Genomic DNA, 14,385 nt, shown 5'->3' with positions numbered 1-14,385 from the left:
GGACACTTCGATGTATCAGTCTAAATATCCACAGAATTTTCCCGAAAATTTTCTGTGGGGTGGAGCAACAGCTGCTAACCAAATTGAAGGTGCTTGGAAAACAGCTGGTAAAGGTTTGACAACAGCTGAAGTTGTGGCGAAAGCTGAAAATCGAAAAAAAATGTCAATGGATGCAGTTAATGAAGCTGTTTTAGCAACAGCTATTGCTGACCAGACAGCCATTAACTATCCTAAACGCAGAGGAATTGACTTTTATCATCATTATGCAGAAGATATTAAATTATTTGCTGAGATGGGTTTTAAGGTTTTTCGTTTTTCAATTGCTTGGGCCAGAATTTTTCCGAATGGTGATGATCAACTCCCCAACGAAGCTGGTCTTAAATTTTATGATCGAGTGCTAGATGAACTGGAAAAATATCAAATTGAACCGCTAATTACTTTATCGCACTATGAGATGCCATTAGCGTTAACTCAAAAATATAATGGTTGGACGAATCGTCAAGTCATAACTGCTTTTACAAATTATACAGAAACAGTTTTTAAACGCTATGGTAAGCGCGTGAAATATTGGTTAACTTTTAACGAGATTAACACGGGCACCTGGGGTTTTCATGCTACTGGTGCGCTTGATCAAAACTTGACTAAAAATGAACAGCTCCAATTAAGATATCAAGCTCTTCATCATCAATTAATTGCAAGTGCTTTAGCAACTAAGCAGCTTCATCAATTATGTCCAACTTCAAAAATGGGTTGTATGCTAGCAAGAATGCAAACTTATCCAGCTACACCAAATCCAGTCGATGTTCAAGCAGCTCAAGTGGCTGATCAAAAAAATTTATTTTTTACTGATGTTCAAGCTCGAGGGGAATATCCAAATTTTATGAATCGTTATTTTGCGGAACATGGAATTAAAATAACAATGCAGCCCACGGATCAGCAAATTTTGGCAGCCAATCCGGTAGATTTTGTCAGTTTTAGTTATTATATGACGACAGTCACGCAAGCTGATCAAGATGGAACTGCTGTTGGTAATATGGCAACGGGAGGCCGAAATCCTTATTTACAAGAATCAGCTTGGGGATGGCAAATAGATCCAATCGGTTTGAGAATCACTTTGAATGAAATGTGGGATCGTTATCAAAAGCCACTATTTGTGGTTGAAAATGGTCTTGGCGCTTTGGACAAATTAGTAAATGGTAAAATTCACGATATTTATCGGATAAATTATTTACGACAACATATTCAACAGATGAAAGAAGCTATTAGTGACGGCGTTCAACTTTTGGGATATACGATGTGGGGACCGATCGATTTAATTAGTTTTTCAACTTCTGAAATGTCTAAACGGTATGGTTTCATTTATGTTGACCAAGACGATCAAGGAAATGGTTCGTTGCGACGAATCCGCAAAGATTCATTTTATTGGTATCAGAAAGTGATTAAATCCAACGGTAAAGATTTGCGCTAGCTTGATTTTAGGGAGGAAAATAAAATGGAGGGTTCGGTTGCGAAAAGAACTAAGTTTTGTTTTGTTGTGACTTTTTCTATTCTGCTGAGTAGTTTGCTAGGATTTTATTTAACGTCTAAGGCATCAGCTAACACTACTAATAATTTAATCCGTCAAACACAATTTGGTCAAATTGAAGGTGAGAGCAAAAATTCCATCTTAGATTGGAAAGGAGTTCCTTACGGTGGAAATGTTTCTGGTAAAAACCGTTGGAAATCTCCAACTAATCCAACTAAATGGACTGGTGTCAAAAAGACAACAGCTTCACTGACTGCATTACAATACAATAATGGTAAAGTTGTCGGTGAAGAAAATAATGCTTTGACACTTGATATATATCGACCGGATACAACGACTAAAAATTTGCCGGTTATTGTTTACGTGCATGGAGGAAATAATCAAACTGGAAGTTCAGCCGAAATTTCCGGAGCTAACTTTGTAAAAAATCATAATGCGATTTTTGTTTCAGTTAATTACCGTTTGGGAGTTTTGGGCTTTAATCCTTTAAGTGCATTGAAAGTTGGTACCAAGGCCGAAAAATCAGGTAATTACGCCTTACTAGATTTACACAAATCATTGTCTTGGGTAAAAAATAATATTGCCAATTTCGGTGGTAATTCTAAAAATATTACCATTGCTGGGTTTTCAGCCGGTGGACGTGATGTTATGGCAATGTTAATTTCACCATTATTTAAAAATCAATTCAATAAGGCAATTGTTTTTAGTGGTGGTATGACTTTATCAAATGAAACTAAGAGTCAAAAGGTTTTCGCTAAAGCTTTAGCACCGTTGGTTGTACAAGATAAAATTAAAAAGACTCAAAAAGCTGCACAAAAATGGCTTTTGGCTAAAAAAAATACCAAACAAGTTCGCAAATATTTATATAGTATTAAGCCAGCAAGATTGACCAAACTAATGACAAATGCTCAAATTCGAATGGCAAATTTTCCTCACCTGTATCAAGACGGATATGTTATTCCTAAAAATGGTTTTTCAACTAAGAACTATAATTCTGTCCCAGTTATTCTTTTCAGTGGTTCTCGAGAATTTTCATTATTTGCTTTAACCGACAATTATTTCTACAAATCATTCCAAAATGGAACGATTTCAACTAATAAAAAGACTGCCAAAGAATTTAATTATGTAAGCAAATATGGTAGTCAACTTTATAGTCGATTCAACCTAGAAGATTCAGCTAATAAAATGCTAGCTAATGGATACAAAGCTGCAATCTATGGGATGCAAATGAACTTTGGTAATAACGCTAAAGTTGTCGGAAGTAAAATGGGATTACTTGGTGCTTTCCACGGGGTTTTTGTAACATTGTTTGATCCAGATAATACTACTTATAAACCTTATGTTGGAGATGCTTATCAATCAGTTGGGGCAAAAAAACTAAGTACTGAATTTCAAAACTATATTTTCAATTTTATTAACAGCAGTGATGGTTCATCAAGTAAAAATCCAGTGACTTGGTCAAAATATAATAGTCAACACCAAACATTGAGATTATCAGCCACAAAAACAAATACAATTGCTGTCATGAAGAAGAAAATCTATACTGATCAAACTGTCTTCAAAGAACTTGAAAAAGATAAGACGATAAGTTCTTCTGACAAAAACTATTTGATTAAACATGTATTAAATGGTCGCTGGTTTAGCAGGGAATTAGATCAAAAATTTAATAATATGTCATATTTTGAAAAATAATTTAATTTCCAACAATATTCAAAAAAAAAGCAATTCACGATGTGAATTGCTTTTTTCTGACCTATTTTATCACTAGAACATCACATGCTGAATTTCTAACAACAAAGCTAGTGTGCGAACCAACAACTAGTTTTTCAATGTTGTTCATTCCAGTTTGACCAATGATTATCAAATCAATATTATGTTCTTTAGGATAAGTTTCAGCCAAAATTGTTTTAGTACTGCCAATAATTACATCAGACTTAACATTTAATCCCTTTTCTTTAGCTGCTGTAAGATACGGCTGAATTTTTTCCTTTGCCTGATCAGCTAAATCGAGATAAAATTCTTCACCAACACCAAAAGAAACATCCATTCCACGATCACGATTGACAATCCAAACAATACTGACCTTAGCTCCTAGTGCCTTTGCCAAATCGCAACCTGTTTTAAAAGCTTTTTCAGCTTTTTTTGAACCATCAATTCCAATCAAAATGTTTTGATACATAATGAGCCCCCCTTAAAATAAAAGCGGTAAATTAAAATCAATAAGTTTTTACACTTAAAGTATAACATATTTAGCAATTTCTGGAATCGATAATGCAAACAGAACAAGACAAAAAACTTATTTTTCCAACAAAAAAAATCCTAATAGGCAATCTTGTTTGACTTTCGTTAAAGCTAAGGCTTAATCTAAAAAGAGTAAGTTTTAACTTGTTTTATAATAATATGAGGGAAGTGAATTAATGCTACCGATTTTGTTAGGATTAAGCATTGGATTTGGATTGCCATTGCAAACCGCAATTAATTCAAAGTTACGAAGAATTGTTGGTTCGCCACTACTTTCTTCAATGGTTTCTTTTACGGTGGGAACTATTTTTTTGGCTTCGATTACCTTAATCCTGTCTCACAATTTAAACATTGCCAGCACTGTATTCAAACAGCCTTGGTGGATTTGGATTGGTGGCTTGTTAGGTGTAGTTTATTTAACTGGTAATATTGTTCTTTTTCCACACTTAGGTAGTGTTCAAACGGTAATCATGCCAGTTGTTGGTCAGCTAATCATGAGTATGCTAATTGATAATTTTGGCTGGTTTTACTCACCACAACATAGTTTAAATTTAATTCGGATTATCGGTTGTGCCTTAGTATTTATCGGTGTAATTTTAGCAGTCGCGGCTGGCTCGCTGTTTAAAAATCAGGGCTCCTTAATGAAAGTTCCCTTAAAGAAGTCGCGGCAATTTTTTTGGCAGCTTGCAGGAATTTTCACTGGGATGTTGAGTGCTATGCAAACCGCGATTAATGGTCATCTAGGAGTTGTTTTAAACTCTGCAGAAAAAGCGGCCTTAGTTTCTTTTGTAATCGGCACGGTAGCTTTATGGGTGATTGTAATTGTCCGAGAACATCAAATCAATCTAAAACCCGCCTTTAATCAAAATTACCCTTGGTGGATTTGGATTGGTGGAATTATTGGGGCTTTATTTGTTTTAGGAAATGCCTTTTTAGTTCCACTTATTGGAACTGGTTTAGCAGTAGTAATTGTTTTATTTGGAATGATCACTGGCAGCCTGCTGGTGGATCATTTCGGCTGGTTAGGAGCTAACCGAATTTTAGTTGAACCAATTCAATTAATTGGAATTTTAGTTATGCTAGTTGGCGTAATTTTAATCAAATTATTTTAAAAAATTAATTATAATCAAAATTAAAACAGAACTATTACCTGATAATGTCAGATAAATAGTTCTGTTTTAATTTGTTATCAACTATATTTTGATCGATAAGCACTGGGAGAAATTCCAGAAACTTTAACAAAAGCGTGATCAAATTGGGGTAAACTGTTAAATCCGACATCAAAGGCAATGTGAGTAATTGGGTAATTCGGTCGACAAATTAACACTGTTTGTGCTTCACCAATACGCCTTGAAGTTAAATAATTAATTGGCGATCGCCGAAAATGATCTTTAAAACGATGTTCCACATAGGAACGAGATGAATTATTTTCATTTGATAAATGACTAATATTAACACTTTCTTGAAAATGATGATCAATGTATTGTTTGACAAGATTTATTTTTTGCGGGCATACAGTATTTTCAATTAAATTAAAATGATTTCCAGATTGGTGAATTAAAGCATAAATTTTAGGAACAATTACATTTAACACTAAGTTTTCAACAATTTCTCCTTGCTGCATTTCTAGAAGATGATAAGCGTCTTTTGCTAGTTCAGCAAGCGCGGTAAAAACACTTTGATCAAGTTGCAGCAAAAAGCCTTTACCGATCATTGAAAATGGGTCGCCATACAATCCGATACAAATTGAAGGCAGCAGATAACCTTCTTCATGAATCAATCCCTGACTGCAAAACATAACTTCGTTAGCCTTAACATTAAAAAACTTATCTCGTAAAAAATATCGACTCTTACCATTCAAGATAAAAGTAATTTCTGATATTTGTGAATGAGCATGAGCTCCTCGAAAGAAATGTCGGTCGTTGCCGGTTGTTTTGCAGATGTAAGCTAACTGACATTTATTGGAGTCAGGAGTTGCTGCATCACGCCAAAAAAGCTGTTTCATATAGTCATTCCCCCTTGAATATGCACAAAAAGACAAATAATTTTTAAATTCTAGATAGCTTGGTTATTGTTCACTAATTAACAAATGCACAATATAACAATTAATATTCAATACATATATTACTATATAAATGTTGTAAAACAAAAGTTTTTGCATTTTTAGTAGCAATTATTTTTTGTGATTTTATTAATTAGGAGGCGAAGAGATGAGCAGTCTGTTAATTGGATTAATTCCGGCGCTTGGCTGGGGCTTTCAATCAATTGTTATGCAAAAAGTTGGCGGAAAGTTTACCAACAAAGTAATGGGAATGGTAATCGCGACTACAATTGTCGCGTTAATTGTTTTTATGTTTCATCGACCAGTAATTACAGCTAATTTACTTTGGGGGTCGATTCTTTGCGGTGCCTTTTGGAGTATCGGTCAAATTTTACAAGTCAAGTCTTTTGACTTATTAGATATTTCGATGGCCATGCCGATTAGTACCGGAGAACAACTAGTTGGGGCTTCACTTTTTGGTGCTATCATTTTTCATGAATGGACTAGTGGTTGGCAGTATGCATTAGGAATTGTTTCTTTGATCGTTATTATTTTTGGCATTTGGTTAACTACCTTTCAGGAAGGAAAAACTGATAAAAAACAAAATGTCAAAAGTGGTGTAATTATCTTAACAATCTCTTCATTAGGCTTTATCGGTTACGCATTACTACCACAGTTGTTTAAACTGAATGGATGGGACGTTTTAATGCCACAAGCTATTTCAATGTTAATTTGTACTAGCATTCTGGTCGCGTTTCAAAAAGACAATCAAATGCTGGGTAAAAAGACTTGGCAAAATCTAATAACTGGTGCTTGTTTTGCCGCAGCTAACTTAACTATTTTATTCAGTAATGCCATGAACGGAGTAGCAGTTGGTTGGACACTTTCACAATTGAATGTTGTTGTAGCTACAGTTGGAGGACTATTAATTTTACATGAACATAAAACAAAAAAAGAATTGAAGTTCACTTTAACTGGTTTGGGATTAGTCGTTTTAGGTGCAATCATGATTGGAATTACTAAACAATAGTCATTTAAGACATGTGGTTATAAGTCAAGATGAATTTTAGTTCTTTGAAAACTGAATATGCTTGTTGAAAAACTGAAAAGCGTACACTAACTAGGCCTTTGAAAAATGAATTTTCTTAGCTATACCAGTTCTTCTTTCTGATAAATTTGGTGTCTACTGAGCAGTGTGTAAATCACCCTAATTAATTTTCGTGCTGTTAGTGCGAGGGCGCGCTTGCGTGGTGATCGGATGACTTCAGAATATTTTTTCTGATAATACGTTCGCATTGTATCATCATAGCGAATTACTGAACCGGCAGCTTCGATTAAGTAATAACGTAGATAATTATCTCCTGAGTGAGTCATGGGTGTTTGATCACCTTTGAAATTTCCTGATTGATGTTGGCGCCAGGCTAAACCTGCGTATTTTGCTAGTTTAGTTTCGTCGCTGAAACGCTCTATTTGGCCGATTTCAGCGATGATACCTGCGGTGTAAACTTGTCCGATTCCGGGAATTGATTCTAGTATTTGACTTTCAGGCAAAATAGTAACAACTTTCTCAATTGATTTATCCAGTTGTTTAATAAGTCTTTGGTAATTACGGATCTCATTAGCGTAAATTGATAAAACAATATCGACTGAATCAGCTAAAACTTTGTCTAAACGATAAGATCCACGGATTACTTTTTGCAGTGCTTGTGCTAGTTTCTCAGGCTGAGAAAACTTGCCATGCCCTTTCTTATTCAACAGTTCTGCCAAATCTTTCAAAGGCATCTGAGCTAGTTCATCCATCGTTAGTTCACCAGTAATCAGATCAAACATTGTTGCACTGAAAACCGAAGAGTTTTCAAGTGCTCCAGTTGCTAGTTTATTTACTTTGTAATAAAGATTTTCAAGAAAATGTTGTTTTGCTCGCGTCAAACTCTTGGTAATCTCAAAGCGTGATCGTGTTAACCGCTGTAGTGCTTGGTATTCTTCTTGTTTGACAATTCCAACCGAATAGCGGCCAATGCTTAGATAATCCGCAATATAATAAGCATCTATTCGATCCGTTTTATTATCTTCGAAAACATCTTTATAGCGCTTAGTGCTTCGCGGATTGATGACTACTACTTGAAGTTTGAGAGCTTTAAGTTCTTGATCTTCTTTAAAGAAAAACGCTGGATGGAAACTATAAATTGAAGTTGCCTCCATGCCTAGAACAATTTTAGAAAATTGATATTTAGACTGGAAGTCTAAAATCTGTTTTTTAATTTCTGAAACACCAATTAAATCATTAGAAACTGTTGCTTTAAATAAGATTGTCTTTTCAGAAGTCAACATAACGACTTCTAGTTGACGTGAACTAACATCAATACCGATAAATAAATTCATTGGGAAGGCCTCCTTTCTTCAGATTTGTCAGGTTTTCTTTTGGACACCGCATGATAATCCCTAATTACGACCATTAAGTTCAACCTCGCAAGGTATAAGTATTTATAGGTCAAAGATTAAAAGCTGCGATTGACTCTGCTCGAATCAATAAAATCAGTTGATCAATACAGCGTGTGGTTCGAACTTTAAGTGATCGTCTGGGCGGCAGTCTTAACGAGTAGTTGTACTACAGGAGGAAAAAACCTATACCAGTTGACCAAAGCCAATGACAATTAGAGACTAACATGTGGTGTTCAAAAAACAAGTATATTTAGTAAAAGATGTGTAACTTATAAACATATAATACGAGGAGGAAGTAAAAATGTTAAAACTTGGTCTTGTCGGTTGTGGGGCAATCGCACATACTCATACAGCAAATATTGTTAATCATCTAAAGGGAGCACAGATTACACAGGTATATGATGTTTTTTCAGCAGCTGCTAAAAAAATTATTCGTGATTACAAATTAGAAGCAGAAATTGCTCCTTCAATTGTCGATTTAGTTAATTCTCCAGATGTTGATGCGATATTGGTATGTAGCCGTAACGATGCACATGTTGAACCAATTTTGGCAGCTATTAAAGCTCATAAACCAGTTTTTTCTGAGAAACCTTTGGCTACAACTTTGGCAGATTGTAAAAAAATTGTTGCAGCTGAAGTAAAAGAAGGGCAAAGATTTGTTCAAGTTGGTTTTATGCGTCGCTATGACCCGTTCTATCAGCAATTAAAAGAGACAATTGATACTGGCAAAATCGGTCAGCCATTAATGGGATATTGTCGGCATTTTACAGCTGAACCGGCAACAAATTATTTTGAAACACCAAACATGATTAATGACGCTTTCATTCATGAAATTGATATTATTCATTGGCTTTTCAATGATGATTACAATTCTGTTCAAGTTCAGTTTGCTCGTCAAAACAGTTTAAATAAAAATGAGAATTTAACAGATCCACAAATTGCAACTGTTAAAATGAAACATGGTGCAATTGTTAATACTTATTTAACTCAGAATGCCCAATATGGTTATGATGTTAAATGTCAAGTAATTGGTGAAAAAGGAATTGCAGAACTTCCAGATATGCCTAAACTAGAAATGCATCAAGCGGGAAAAATTTATCATGAAATTGATCATGATTGGACTTATCGTTTTGCAGAAGCATATCAATTAGAAATGCAAGATTTTATTGACCATGCACAAAACAATGAAGCTCCAGCTGGGCCAACCGCATGGGATGGTTTAATAGCTGCGGTAACTGCTGATAATGCAATTAAAAGCCAATCAAGTCAACAAGCAATAAAGATTGAATTGCCTGAGCAACCACAGCTTTATCAAACAAAATAAGGAGGAATTAGCTTATGTCTAGTAAAAAATTAAAAATTGCTGTTGTTGGTCTTGGAACAAATGGGTCAATGCATTTTAAACAACTGCAGCATTTGGATACAGTTGAAATTGTCGCTGCAGCCGATCCTTTAATTGAAGACCGAAAGAAAACTTTGAACTTAGAAAATATTTCTTTTTTGTCTACTGATTATCATCAAGTTTTGGCAAAAAAAGAAATCGAAGCCGTATTTTTCTTCACACCTTCTTCACAACATTTAGAAAATATCACTGCTGCAGCACGGGCACATAAAAATATTTTCTGTGAAAAACCGCTCTCAAAAGATGGCACAATTGCCGAATGTAAAAAAGCTTTAGCTGAAGTTAAAAATGCCGGAGTTAAACTGCAAATTGGATTTAACCGTCGCTTTGATCCACAGTTTAAACAAATTCATGAACGTGTTGAAAAAGGTGAGGTTGGTACTCCACAAATCGTTAAAGTGGTTGCTCGTGATCCATTCGTAATCCCCTATGATTTTATTAAAAACTCAGGTGGGTTAATTCAAGACTTTACGTCTCATGACTTTGACATGCTACGCTATCAAGCAGGAAGTGATATCGCCGAAATTTTTATTGAGTCTTCAATTTTGATTGATCCAAAACTAGCTGAATTTAATGATGTTGATACCTTGACTGCCTCAGTAAAATTCAAAAACGGCGCTTTGGGTTTGATTGATGAAAGTCGTCAAGCTGTTTATGGTTACGATCAACGAGTAGAAGTTTTCGGACCTAAAGGTATGTTGAAAGCTGAAAATGTTTCAAAATCAACTGTTGAGTTTTACAATGATAAAAATGTCTCTTTAAAAAAACCGTTAGATTACTATTTAACACGTTTTGAAGAAGCTTATCAGGAAGAAAAAACCTTGTTTGTCAAATCAATTCTTGAAAATTTGCCAATTATTTGTACTGGTGAAGATGCATTAAAAGCAATGTGTTGTTCAAATGCTGCGTTAGAATCGCAAAAAACTGGTCAACCAGTTAAAGTCCAATATTAAAAAATTAAAAAACAAGTTCAGACTAAGTTACCTGTAATTTAAAAGCAGGGAGCTTAGTCTTTTTGTATTCATTTACCTAGCGCAAATCATAAAAAAGTTTAAAAATGACTCGTTTATCAATGTTTTGTGGTAGAATGCGAGATATCGACAAAAATAAATTAGATTTTAACCAGGTGAACAAAATGAAATTTTTGAAAAAATATGGTTTTTTATTCTTATTAACAGCCTTACTTAGAGAAATTAGTTTGCCATTCTTTCTAAACTTTTTCAACGAAATTGGCAAGCACGTTTGGTTGCTAAGTGAATTAGGCCGACCTGGAATGCCACTGCAAGGAGCTTTCAAAACTTGGGAGATTATTGATGGTGTCTTATTTATTTTAGCAGCACCGTATCTTTATACCCGTTATAAACGATATTCCTCCAGGTTGGCAGCTGGTTTTGGTTGGCTCGTGGCATTATATGGCATTGGGGACTGCATCATGACAGCTTTGTTTGACTATTCAACTGATTACTTCACAAGTTTAACTGCTTTTTTGCACGCATTTGGATCGTTTCTTGGTTCAGGTGCATTATTACTAATCAATCTCTTTTTGTTATTATTGGCACGGAAAAATCAACAATCAAAAACATTTGTTGGAATTATTTTTATGATGATTTGTAGTGTTGTAGCAGGAGCGTTAGTTGAATTAAAACTATTTTCTCAGCCATTAGCCAGTGGTATTTTACAATGTATAATGCTTGATACACTCTATTTACCTTTGCTGGTTATTGCCGCTAAGGATACATTTTTATGGATTAAACAGATTTTTATTTATTTTAAAAGTGTGGTTTGATTTACGCTTGTAATCTTTAATGATTGATTTTATACTTGAGATGATTAGTCGGGAGATGAAAATTATGATGTGGAATTGTGGTAATTGGAGTTCTTTTATGAATGGTCCAATGACAGGAGGTTGGATTTTTTTAACTTTCCTAATCATTGTTGCTTTTTTGTTAGTATTTTTCTTTAGACGAAGGACAAATAGAAATTTAGATCAAACAACTGCCTTTAAAATTCTTGATGAATCATATGCTAAAGGTGAAATTACGTATCAAGAATATCAAACACGTAAAAATAATTTAAAAAAATGACTTTCAAAAAGAGTTGACCAAGGAAATTAATCTTGGCCAACTTTATTTATTATTCAGACTAACGAGAGTAAAATAAAGAAGAATAAATAAAAAGGAGTTTTAAATTAAATGAAAGTTATTAATGTTGCTTTAGTTGTTAAACCAGAATTAAAAGCGGAATACGAAAGTTTCATTGCAGATCTCGTTAAAAACTCTGCCCAAGAAAACGGTAATTTATTTTATGGTCACTTTAAAAAACTTGGCAGTGATAATACTTATGAAATTATCGAACATTGGCGTGATCAAGCTGCTGTGGAATCGCATAATGTGACACCACATTTCCAGAAATTTTTAGCACAGGTTAACGATTATTTGGTTGAAGAACCCCAAATTACGCGACTAGTTCTCGAATAAATTTACAATTTCACCTTAAAAGACCCCATTTTAGAATTGATGAAAATTAATCCTAAAATGGGGTCTTTTTTAATAGGCAATATAATCGTCTAACTTTTTTGAATTTTTTATCACAATCCGCCGCTTATTATCCTGACTGTTAGTAAATTCAATCACTGATTCATCTTTTAAACGGCGCATCATCCGACTGACACTTGTATGGTTGGCAATGCCGCAAAATCCTGCAATATCTTCGTTTGTTACGTTAAAATCAATCAAAATTTTATCAGAATTAGGTAAACGTTGACCAAATTTAAGTGCCATGTCACGTAAAAAGTTAGCCAAGGCCCCGAGTTTGCCATTCATTGTCAAACGCTGCAAACGAGAAAAATTTTCTGATAAACGATGGCGATAATATTGCTTCACGTAATTTTGTAATTGCTGATTAGAATTAACATACTGCCAAAACTTAACTCGATTAATCTGATAAAATGCAGCTGTTTCAGATTCTATCCGCACATTAAAAGGCTGTTCATCATATTGCAAAGCTTCATCATGTAGGAGCGAAATGACATCCGGTTGATTAATGTATGAAATATTAAATTCACGTCCATCTTGCAAAATAACTGAAGTTTTGATAATTCCTTCTTTTAAAATGAAAACACTCGCAGCTTTTAATCCATGAAAAGTTAAATAGGTGTGATAATCCTTAGTGATTGTTGAAATCTGTTTGTCTTTTAAAAAATGTACTAAGTAATCAATATCTTTATTGGTCAACAATAACTCGTTCCCTTCCGTAACTCTCAAATGTAGTCAACGTTTATTTTACCGGTATTTGATGCCACATGACCTTATCTTTTGATAATAACAAAAGAAACCAGAAAATGATATTAAAAAATGCTAATTAAGTTTAATAATCTTGATTGACAATGAAAGCAGATTTTAAACCAGTATCATGAAAAATGTAAGTTATCAAATAAGTGAGAAGGAGAAATTTACATGGTAGAAATTAAACTTCCATATGATCGTGGTTTTGTAACTGCTAAAATTGATTCAGCAAATTTTGCTGGAAAACTAGTTTCTAAAGCAGCGACTTACCATGCTCAACTTTCAGAAAAAGAGCTGGTTGAAAAATCACTTGATAATCCAATCGGCAGCCCTAATCTGGAAACCTTAGCTAAAGGCAAAAAAAATATTGTCATTATTAGCTCGGATCACACGCGACCGGTTCCATCAAAAATTATTACACCCATTTTATTGCGTCGTTTAAGGCAGGCAGCTCCAACGGCCAGAATTAGAATTTTGGTTGCTACAGGTTTTCATCGTCCTTCAACTCATGAAGAATTAATTGCAAAATACGGTGAAGAAATTGTTGCAAATGAAGAAATTGTGATGCATAAATCACAAGCAGATGCTGAGATGGTAAAAATTGGTCAATTACCCTCAGGTGGTGATTTGATCATCAATAAAGTTGCCGCTGAGGCCGACTTATTAATTTCAGAAGGTTTCATTGAATCACACTTTTTTGCAGGTTTTTCTGGTGGTCGCAAATCAGTTTTGCCAGGAATTTCTTCTTACAAAACAATTATGGCTAACCATTCAGGAGAATTCATTGCTGACAAACATTCACGGACGGGTAATTTGCAGCATAATCCGGTTCATCATGATATGGTTTATGCCGCTAAAAAAGCTGGTTTAAAATTCATCTTAAATGTTGTTTTAGACGAAGATAAGAAAATCATTGCCTCTTTTGCCGGTGATTTAGAAGCGGCCCACAAAAAGGGAACTGATTTTGTAGGCGATTTAGCTGGAGTCAAAGCAATTAAAAGTGATATCACTCTTACAACTAACGGTGGTTATCCTTTAGATCAAAATATTTATCAAGCAGTAAAAGGAATGACAGCTGCCGAAGCTAGCAACAAACAAAACGGGACAATCATTATTGTAGCTGGTTGCCGTGATGGTCATGGTGGTGTTGGGTTTTACCACAATATCGCAGATGTGAATGACCCAAAAGAATTTTTAAAAGCTGCGACTAATACACCACGCTTGCAGACTGTTCCAGACCAGTGGACTTCGCAAATTTTAGCTCGAATTTTGTCTAACCACCACGTAATTTTAGTTTCTGATTTAGTTGATCCAGATTTAGTAACCAACATGCATATGGAACTGGCAACCTCAATCGATCAAGCATTAGCTTCAGCTTTTAAGCGCGAAGGACAAGCGGCAAAAGTTACCGTAATCCCTGATGGTTTAGGCGTTATCGTTAAGGACTGAT

The 14,385-nt window shown here is 34.6% G+C and carries 14 protein-coding genes; 10 read left to right on the top strand and 4 right to left on the bottom strand.

Going from position 1 to position 14,385, the window contains the following annotated elements; translation table 11 throughout:
- Positions 1 to 10 precede the first annotated feature (10 nt).
- Positions 11 to 1,468 carry a glycoside hydrolase family 1 protein gene (locus G6O73_RS04205; RefSeq protein ID WP_057886058.1) on the top strand — a complete coding sequence of 486 codons (1,458 nt, stop codon included), beginning with the start codon at positions 11 to 13 and terminating at the stop codon, positions 1,466 to 1,468.
- 24 nt (positions 1,469 to 1,492) lie between these two features.
- Complete coding sequence (locus tag G6O73_RS04200) at positions 1,493 to 3,217, top strand: carboxylesterase family protein (protein WP_057886057.1); 1,725 nt, start codon at positions 1,493 to 1,495, stop codon at positions 3,215 to 3,217.
- Between the two features lie 61 nt (positions 3,218 to 3,278).
- On the opposite strand, the gene G6O73_RS04195 is transcribed toward G6O73_RS04200, so the two are convergent.
- A complete protein-coding gene (locus tag G6O73_RS04195) occupies positions 3,279 to 3,704 on the bottom strand; it encodes a universal stress protein (protein WP_235805076.1) in 426 nt (141 codons plus the stop codon).
- 238 nt (positions 3,705 to 3,942) lie between these two features.
- Between G6O73_RS04195 and G6O73_RS04190 the strand changes: the two genes are divergently transcribed.
- On the top strand, positions 3,943 to 4,878 hold the full coding sequence (locus tag G6O73_RS04190; RefSeq protein ID WP_057886055.1) for a DMT family transporter: 936 nt from the start codon (positions 3,943 to 3,945) through the stop codon (positions 4,876 to 4,878).
- Positions 4,879 to 4,955: 77 nt separating this feature from the next.
- Here the strand turns inward: G6O73_RS04190 and G6O73_RS04185 are convergent, their stop codons facing one another.
- On the bottom strand, positions 4,956 to 5,771 hold the full coding sequence (locus tag G6O73_RS04185) for a helix-turn-helix domain-containing protein (RefSeq protein WP_057886054.1): 816 nt from the start codon (positions 5,769 to 5,771) through the stop codon (positions 4,956 to 4,958).
- A 205-nt stretch (positions 5,772 to 5,976) separates the two neighbouring features.
- Between G6O73_RS04185 and G6O73_RS04180 the strand changes: the two genes are divergently transcribed.
- The gene (locus G6O73_RS04180; RefSeq protein ID WP_057886053.1) at positions 5,977 to 6,837 is read left to right on the top strand and encodes a GRP family sugar transporter; all 861 of its coding nucleotides are present in this window, start codon (positions 5,977 to 5,979) and stop codon (positions 6,835 to 6,837) included.
- Positions 6,838 to 6,956: 119 nt separating this feature from the next.
- On the opposite strand, the gene G6O73_RS04175 is transcribed toward G6O73_RS04180, so the two are convergent.
- On the bottom strand, positions 6,957 to 8,189 hold the full coding sequence (locus tag G6O73_RS04175) for an IS110 family RNA-guided transposase (RefSeq protein ID WP_057886052.1): 1,233 nt from the start codon (positions 8,187 to 8,189) through the stop codon (positions 6,957 to 6,959).
- A 361-nt stretch (positions 8,190 to 8,550) separates the two neighbouring features.
- Here G6O73_RS04175 and G6O73_RS04170 point away from each other — a divergent pair, with 361 nt between their 5' ends.
- The 5 genes from G6O73_RS04170 to G6O73_RS04150 all read left to right on the top strand — a co-directional run bounded on the left by G6O73_RS04170 (position 8,551) and on the right by G6O73_RS04150 (position 12,128).
- The gene (locus G6O73_RS04170) at positions 8,551 to 9,573 is read left to right on the top strand and encodes a Gfo/Idh/MocA family protein (RefSeq protein WP_057886051.1); all 1,023 of its coding nucleotides are present in this window, start codon (positions 8,551 to 8,553) and stop codon (positions 9,571 to 9,573) included.
- 14 nt (positions 9,574 to 9,587) lie between these two features.
- Positions 9,588 to 10,604, top strand: a complete 1,017-nt coding sequence (locus G6O73_RS04165; protein WP_057886050.1) for a Gfo/Idh/MocA family oxidoreductase — start codon at positions 9,588 to 9,590, stop codon at positions 10,602 to 10,604.
- 182 nt (positions 10,605 to 10,786) lie between these two features.
- Positions 10,787 to 11,437 carry a DUF998 domain-containing protein gene (locus G6O73_RS04160; RefSeq protein WP_057886049.1) on the top strand — a complete coding sequence of 217 codons (651 nt, stop codon included), beginning with the start codon at positions 10,787 to 10,789 and terminating at the stop codon, positions 11,435 to 11,437.
- Positions 11,438 to 11,456: 19 nt separating this feature from the next.
- The gene (locus G6O73_RS04155; RefSeq protein ID WP_219935205.1) at positions 11,457 to 11,735 is read left to right on the top strand and encodes an SHOCT domain-containing protein; all 279 of its coding nucleotides are present in this window, start codon (positions 11,457 to 11,459) and stop codon (positions 11,733 to 11,735) included.
- 108 nt (positions 11,736 to 11,843) lie between these two features.
- Complete coding sequence (locus tag G6O73_RS04150) at positions 11,844 to 12,128, top strand: putative quinol monooxygenase (protein ID WP_057886047.1); 285 nt, start codon at positions 11,844 to 11,846, stop codon at positions 12,126 to 12,128.
- 69 nt (positions 12,129 to 12,197) lie between these two features.
- Here the strand turns inward: G6O73_RS04150 and G6O73_RS04145 are convergent, their stop codons facing one another.
- Positions 12,198 to 12,884: a Crp/Fnr family transcriptional regulator gene (locus G6O73_RS04145; RefSeq protein ID WP_057886229.1), complete on the bottom strand. Its 687-nt coding sequence runs from the start codon at positions 12,882 to 12,884 to the stop codon at positions 12,198 to 12,200.
- Between the two features lie 222 nt (positions 12,885 to 13,106).
- Between G6O73_RS04145 and larA the strand changes: the two genes are divergently transcribed.
- Positions 13,107 to 14,384, top strand: coding sequence for a nickel-dependent lactate racemase (gene larA, locus G6O73_RS04140; RefSeq protein ID WP_057886046.1), 1,278 nt, complete (start codon positions 13,107 to 13,109; stop codon positions 14,382 to 14,384).
- The last annotated feature ends 1 nt before the right edge of the window (position 14,385 follow it).

The organism is Liquorilactobacillus nagelii DSM 13675, from assembly GCF_019444005.1.
GTDB classification, from domain to species: Bacteria; Bacillota; Bacilli; order Lactobacillales; family Lactobacillaceae; genus Liquorilactobacillus; species Liquorilactobacillus nagelii.
The sequence above is the reverse complement of the archived record's forward strand: the minus strand, read 5'-3'. Positions and strand labels throughout refer to the sequence as shown.

Bases quoted from the DNA above. Each gene is read 5' to 3' on its own strand.
- G6O73_RS04205 (WP_057886058.1), top strand. From the start codon at position 11: ATGTATCAGTCTAAATATCCACAGAATTTTCCCGAAAATTTTCTGTGG.
- G6O73_RS04200 (WP_057886057.1), top strand. From the start codon at position 1,493: ATGGAGGGTTCGGTTGCGAAAAGAACTAAGTTTTGTTTTGTTGTGACT.
- G6O73_RS04195 (WP_235805076.1), bottom strand. From the start codon at position 3,704: ATGTATCAAAACATTTTGATTGGAATTGATGGTTCAAAAAAAGCTGAA.
- G6O73_RS04190 (WP_057886055.1), top strand. From the start codon at position 3,943: ATGCTACCGATTTTGTTAGGATTAAGCATTGGATTTGGATTGCCATTG.
- G6O73_RS04185 (WP_057886054.1), bottom strand. From the start codon at position 5,771: ATGAAACAGCTTTTTTGGCGTGATGCAGCAACTCCTGACTCCAATAAA.
- G6O73_RS04180 (WP_057886053.1), top strand. From the start codon at position 5,977: ATGAGCAGTCTGTTAATTGGATTAATTCCGGCGCTTGGCTGGGGCTTT.
- G6O73_RS04175 (WP_057886052.1), bottom strand. From the start codon at position 8,189: ATGAATTTATTTATCGGTATTGATGTTAGTTCACGTCAACTAGAAGTC.
- G6O73_RS04170 (WP_057886051.1), top strand. From the start codon at position 8,551: ATGTTAAAACTTGGTCTTGTCGGTTGTGGGGCAATCGCACATACTCAT.
- G6O73_RS04165 (WP_057886050.1), top strand. From the start codon at position 9,588: ATGTCTAGTAAAAAATTAAAAATTGCTGTTGTTGGTCTTGGAACAAAT.
- G6O73_RS04160 (WP_057886049.1), top strand. From the start codon at position 10,787: ATGAAATTTTTGAAAAAATATGGTTTTTTATTCTTATTAACAGCCTTA.
- G6O73_RS04155 (WP_219935205.1), top strand. From the start codon at position 11,457: ATGATTGATTTTATACTTGAGATGATTAGTCGGGAGATGAAAATTATG.
- G6O73_RS04150 (WP_057886047.1), top strand. From the start codon at position 11,844: ATGAAAGTTATTAATGTTGCTTTAGTTGTTAAACCAGAATTAAAAGCG.
- larA (WP_057886046.1), top strand. From the start codon at position 13,107: ATGGTAGAAATTAAACTTCCATATGATCGTGGTTTTGTAACTGCTAAA.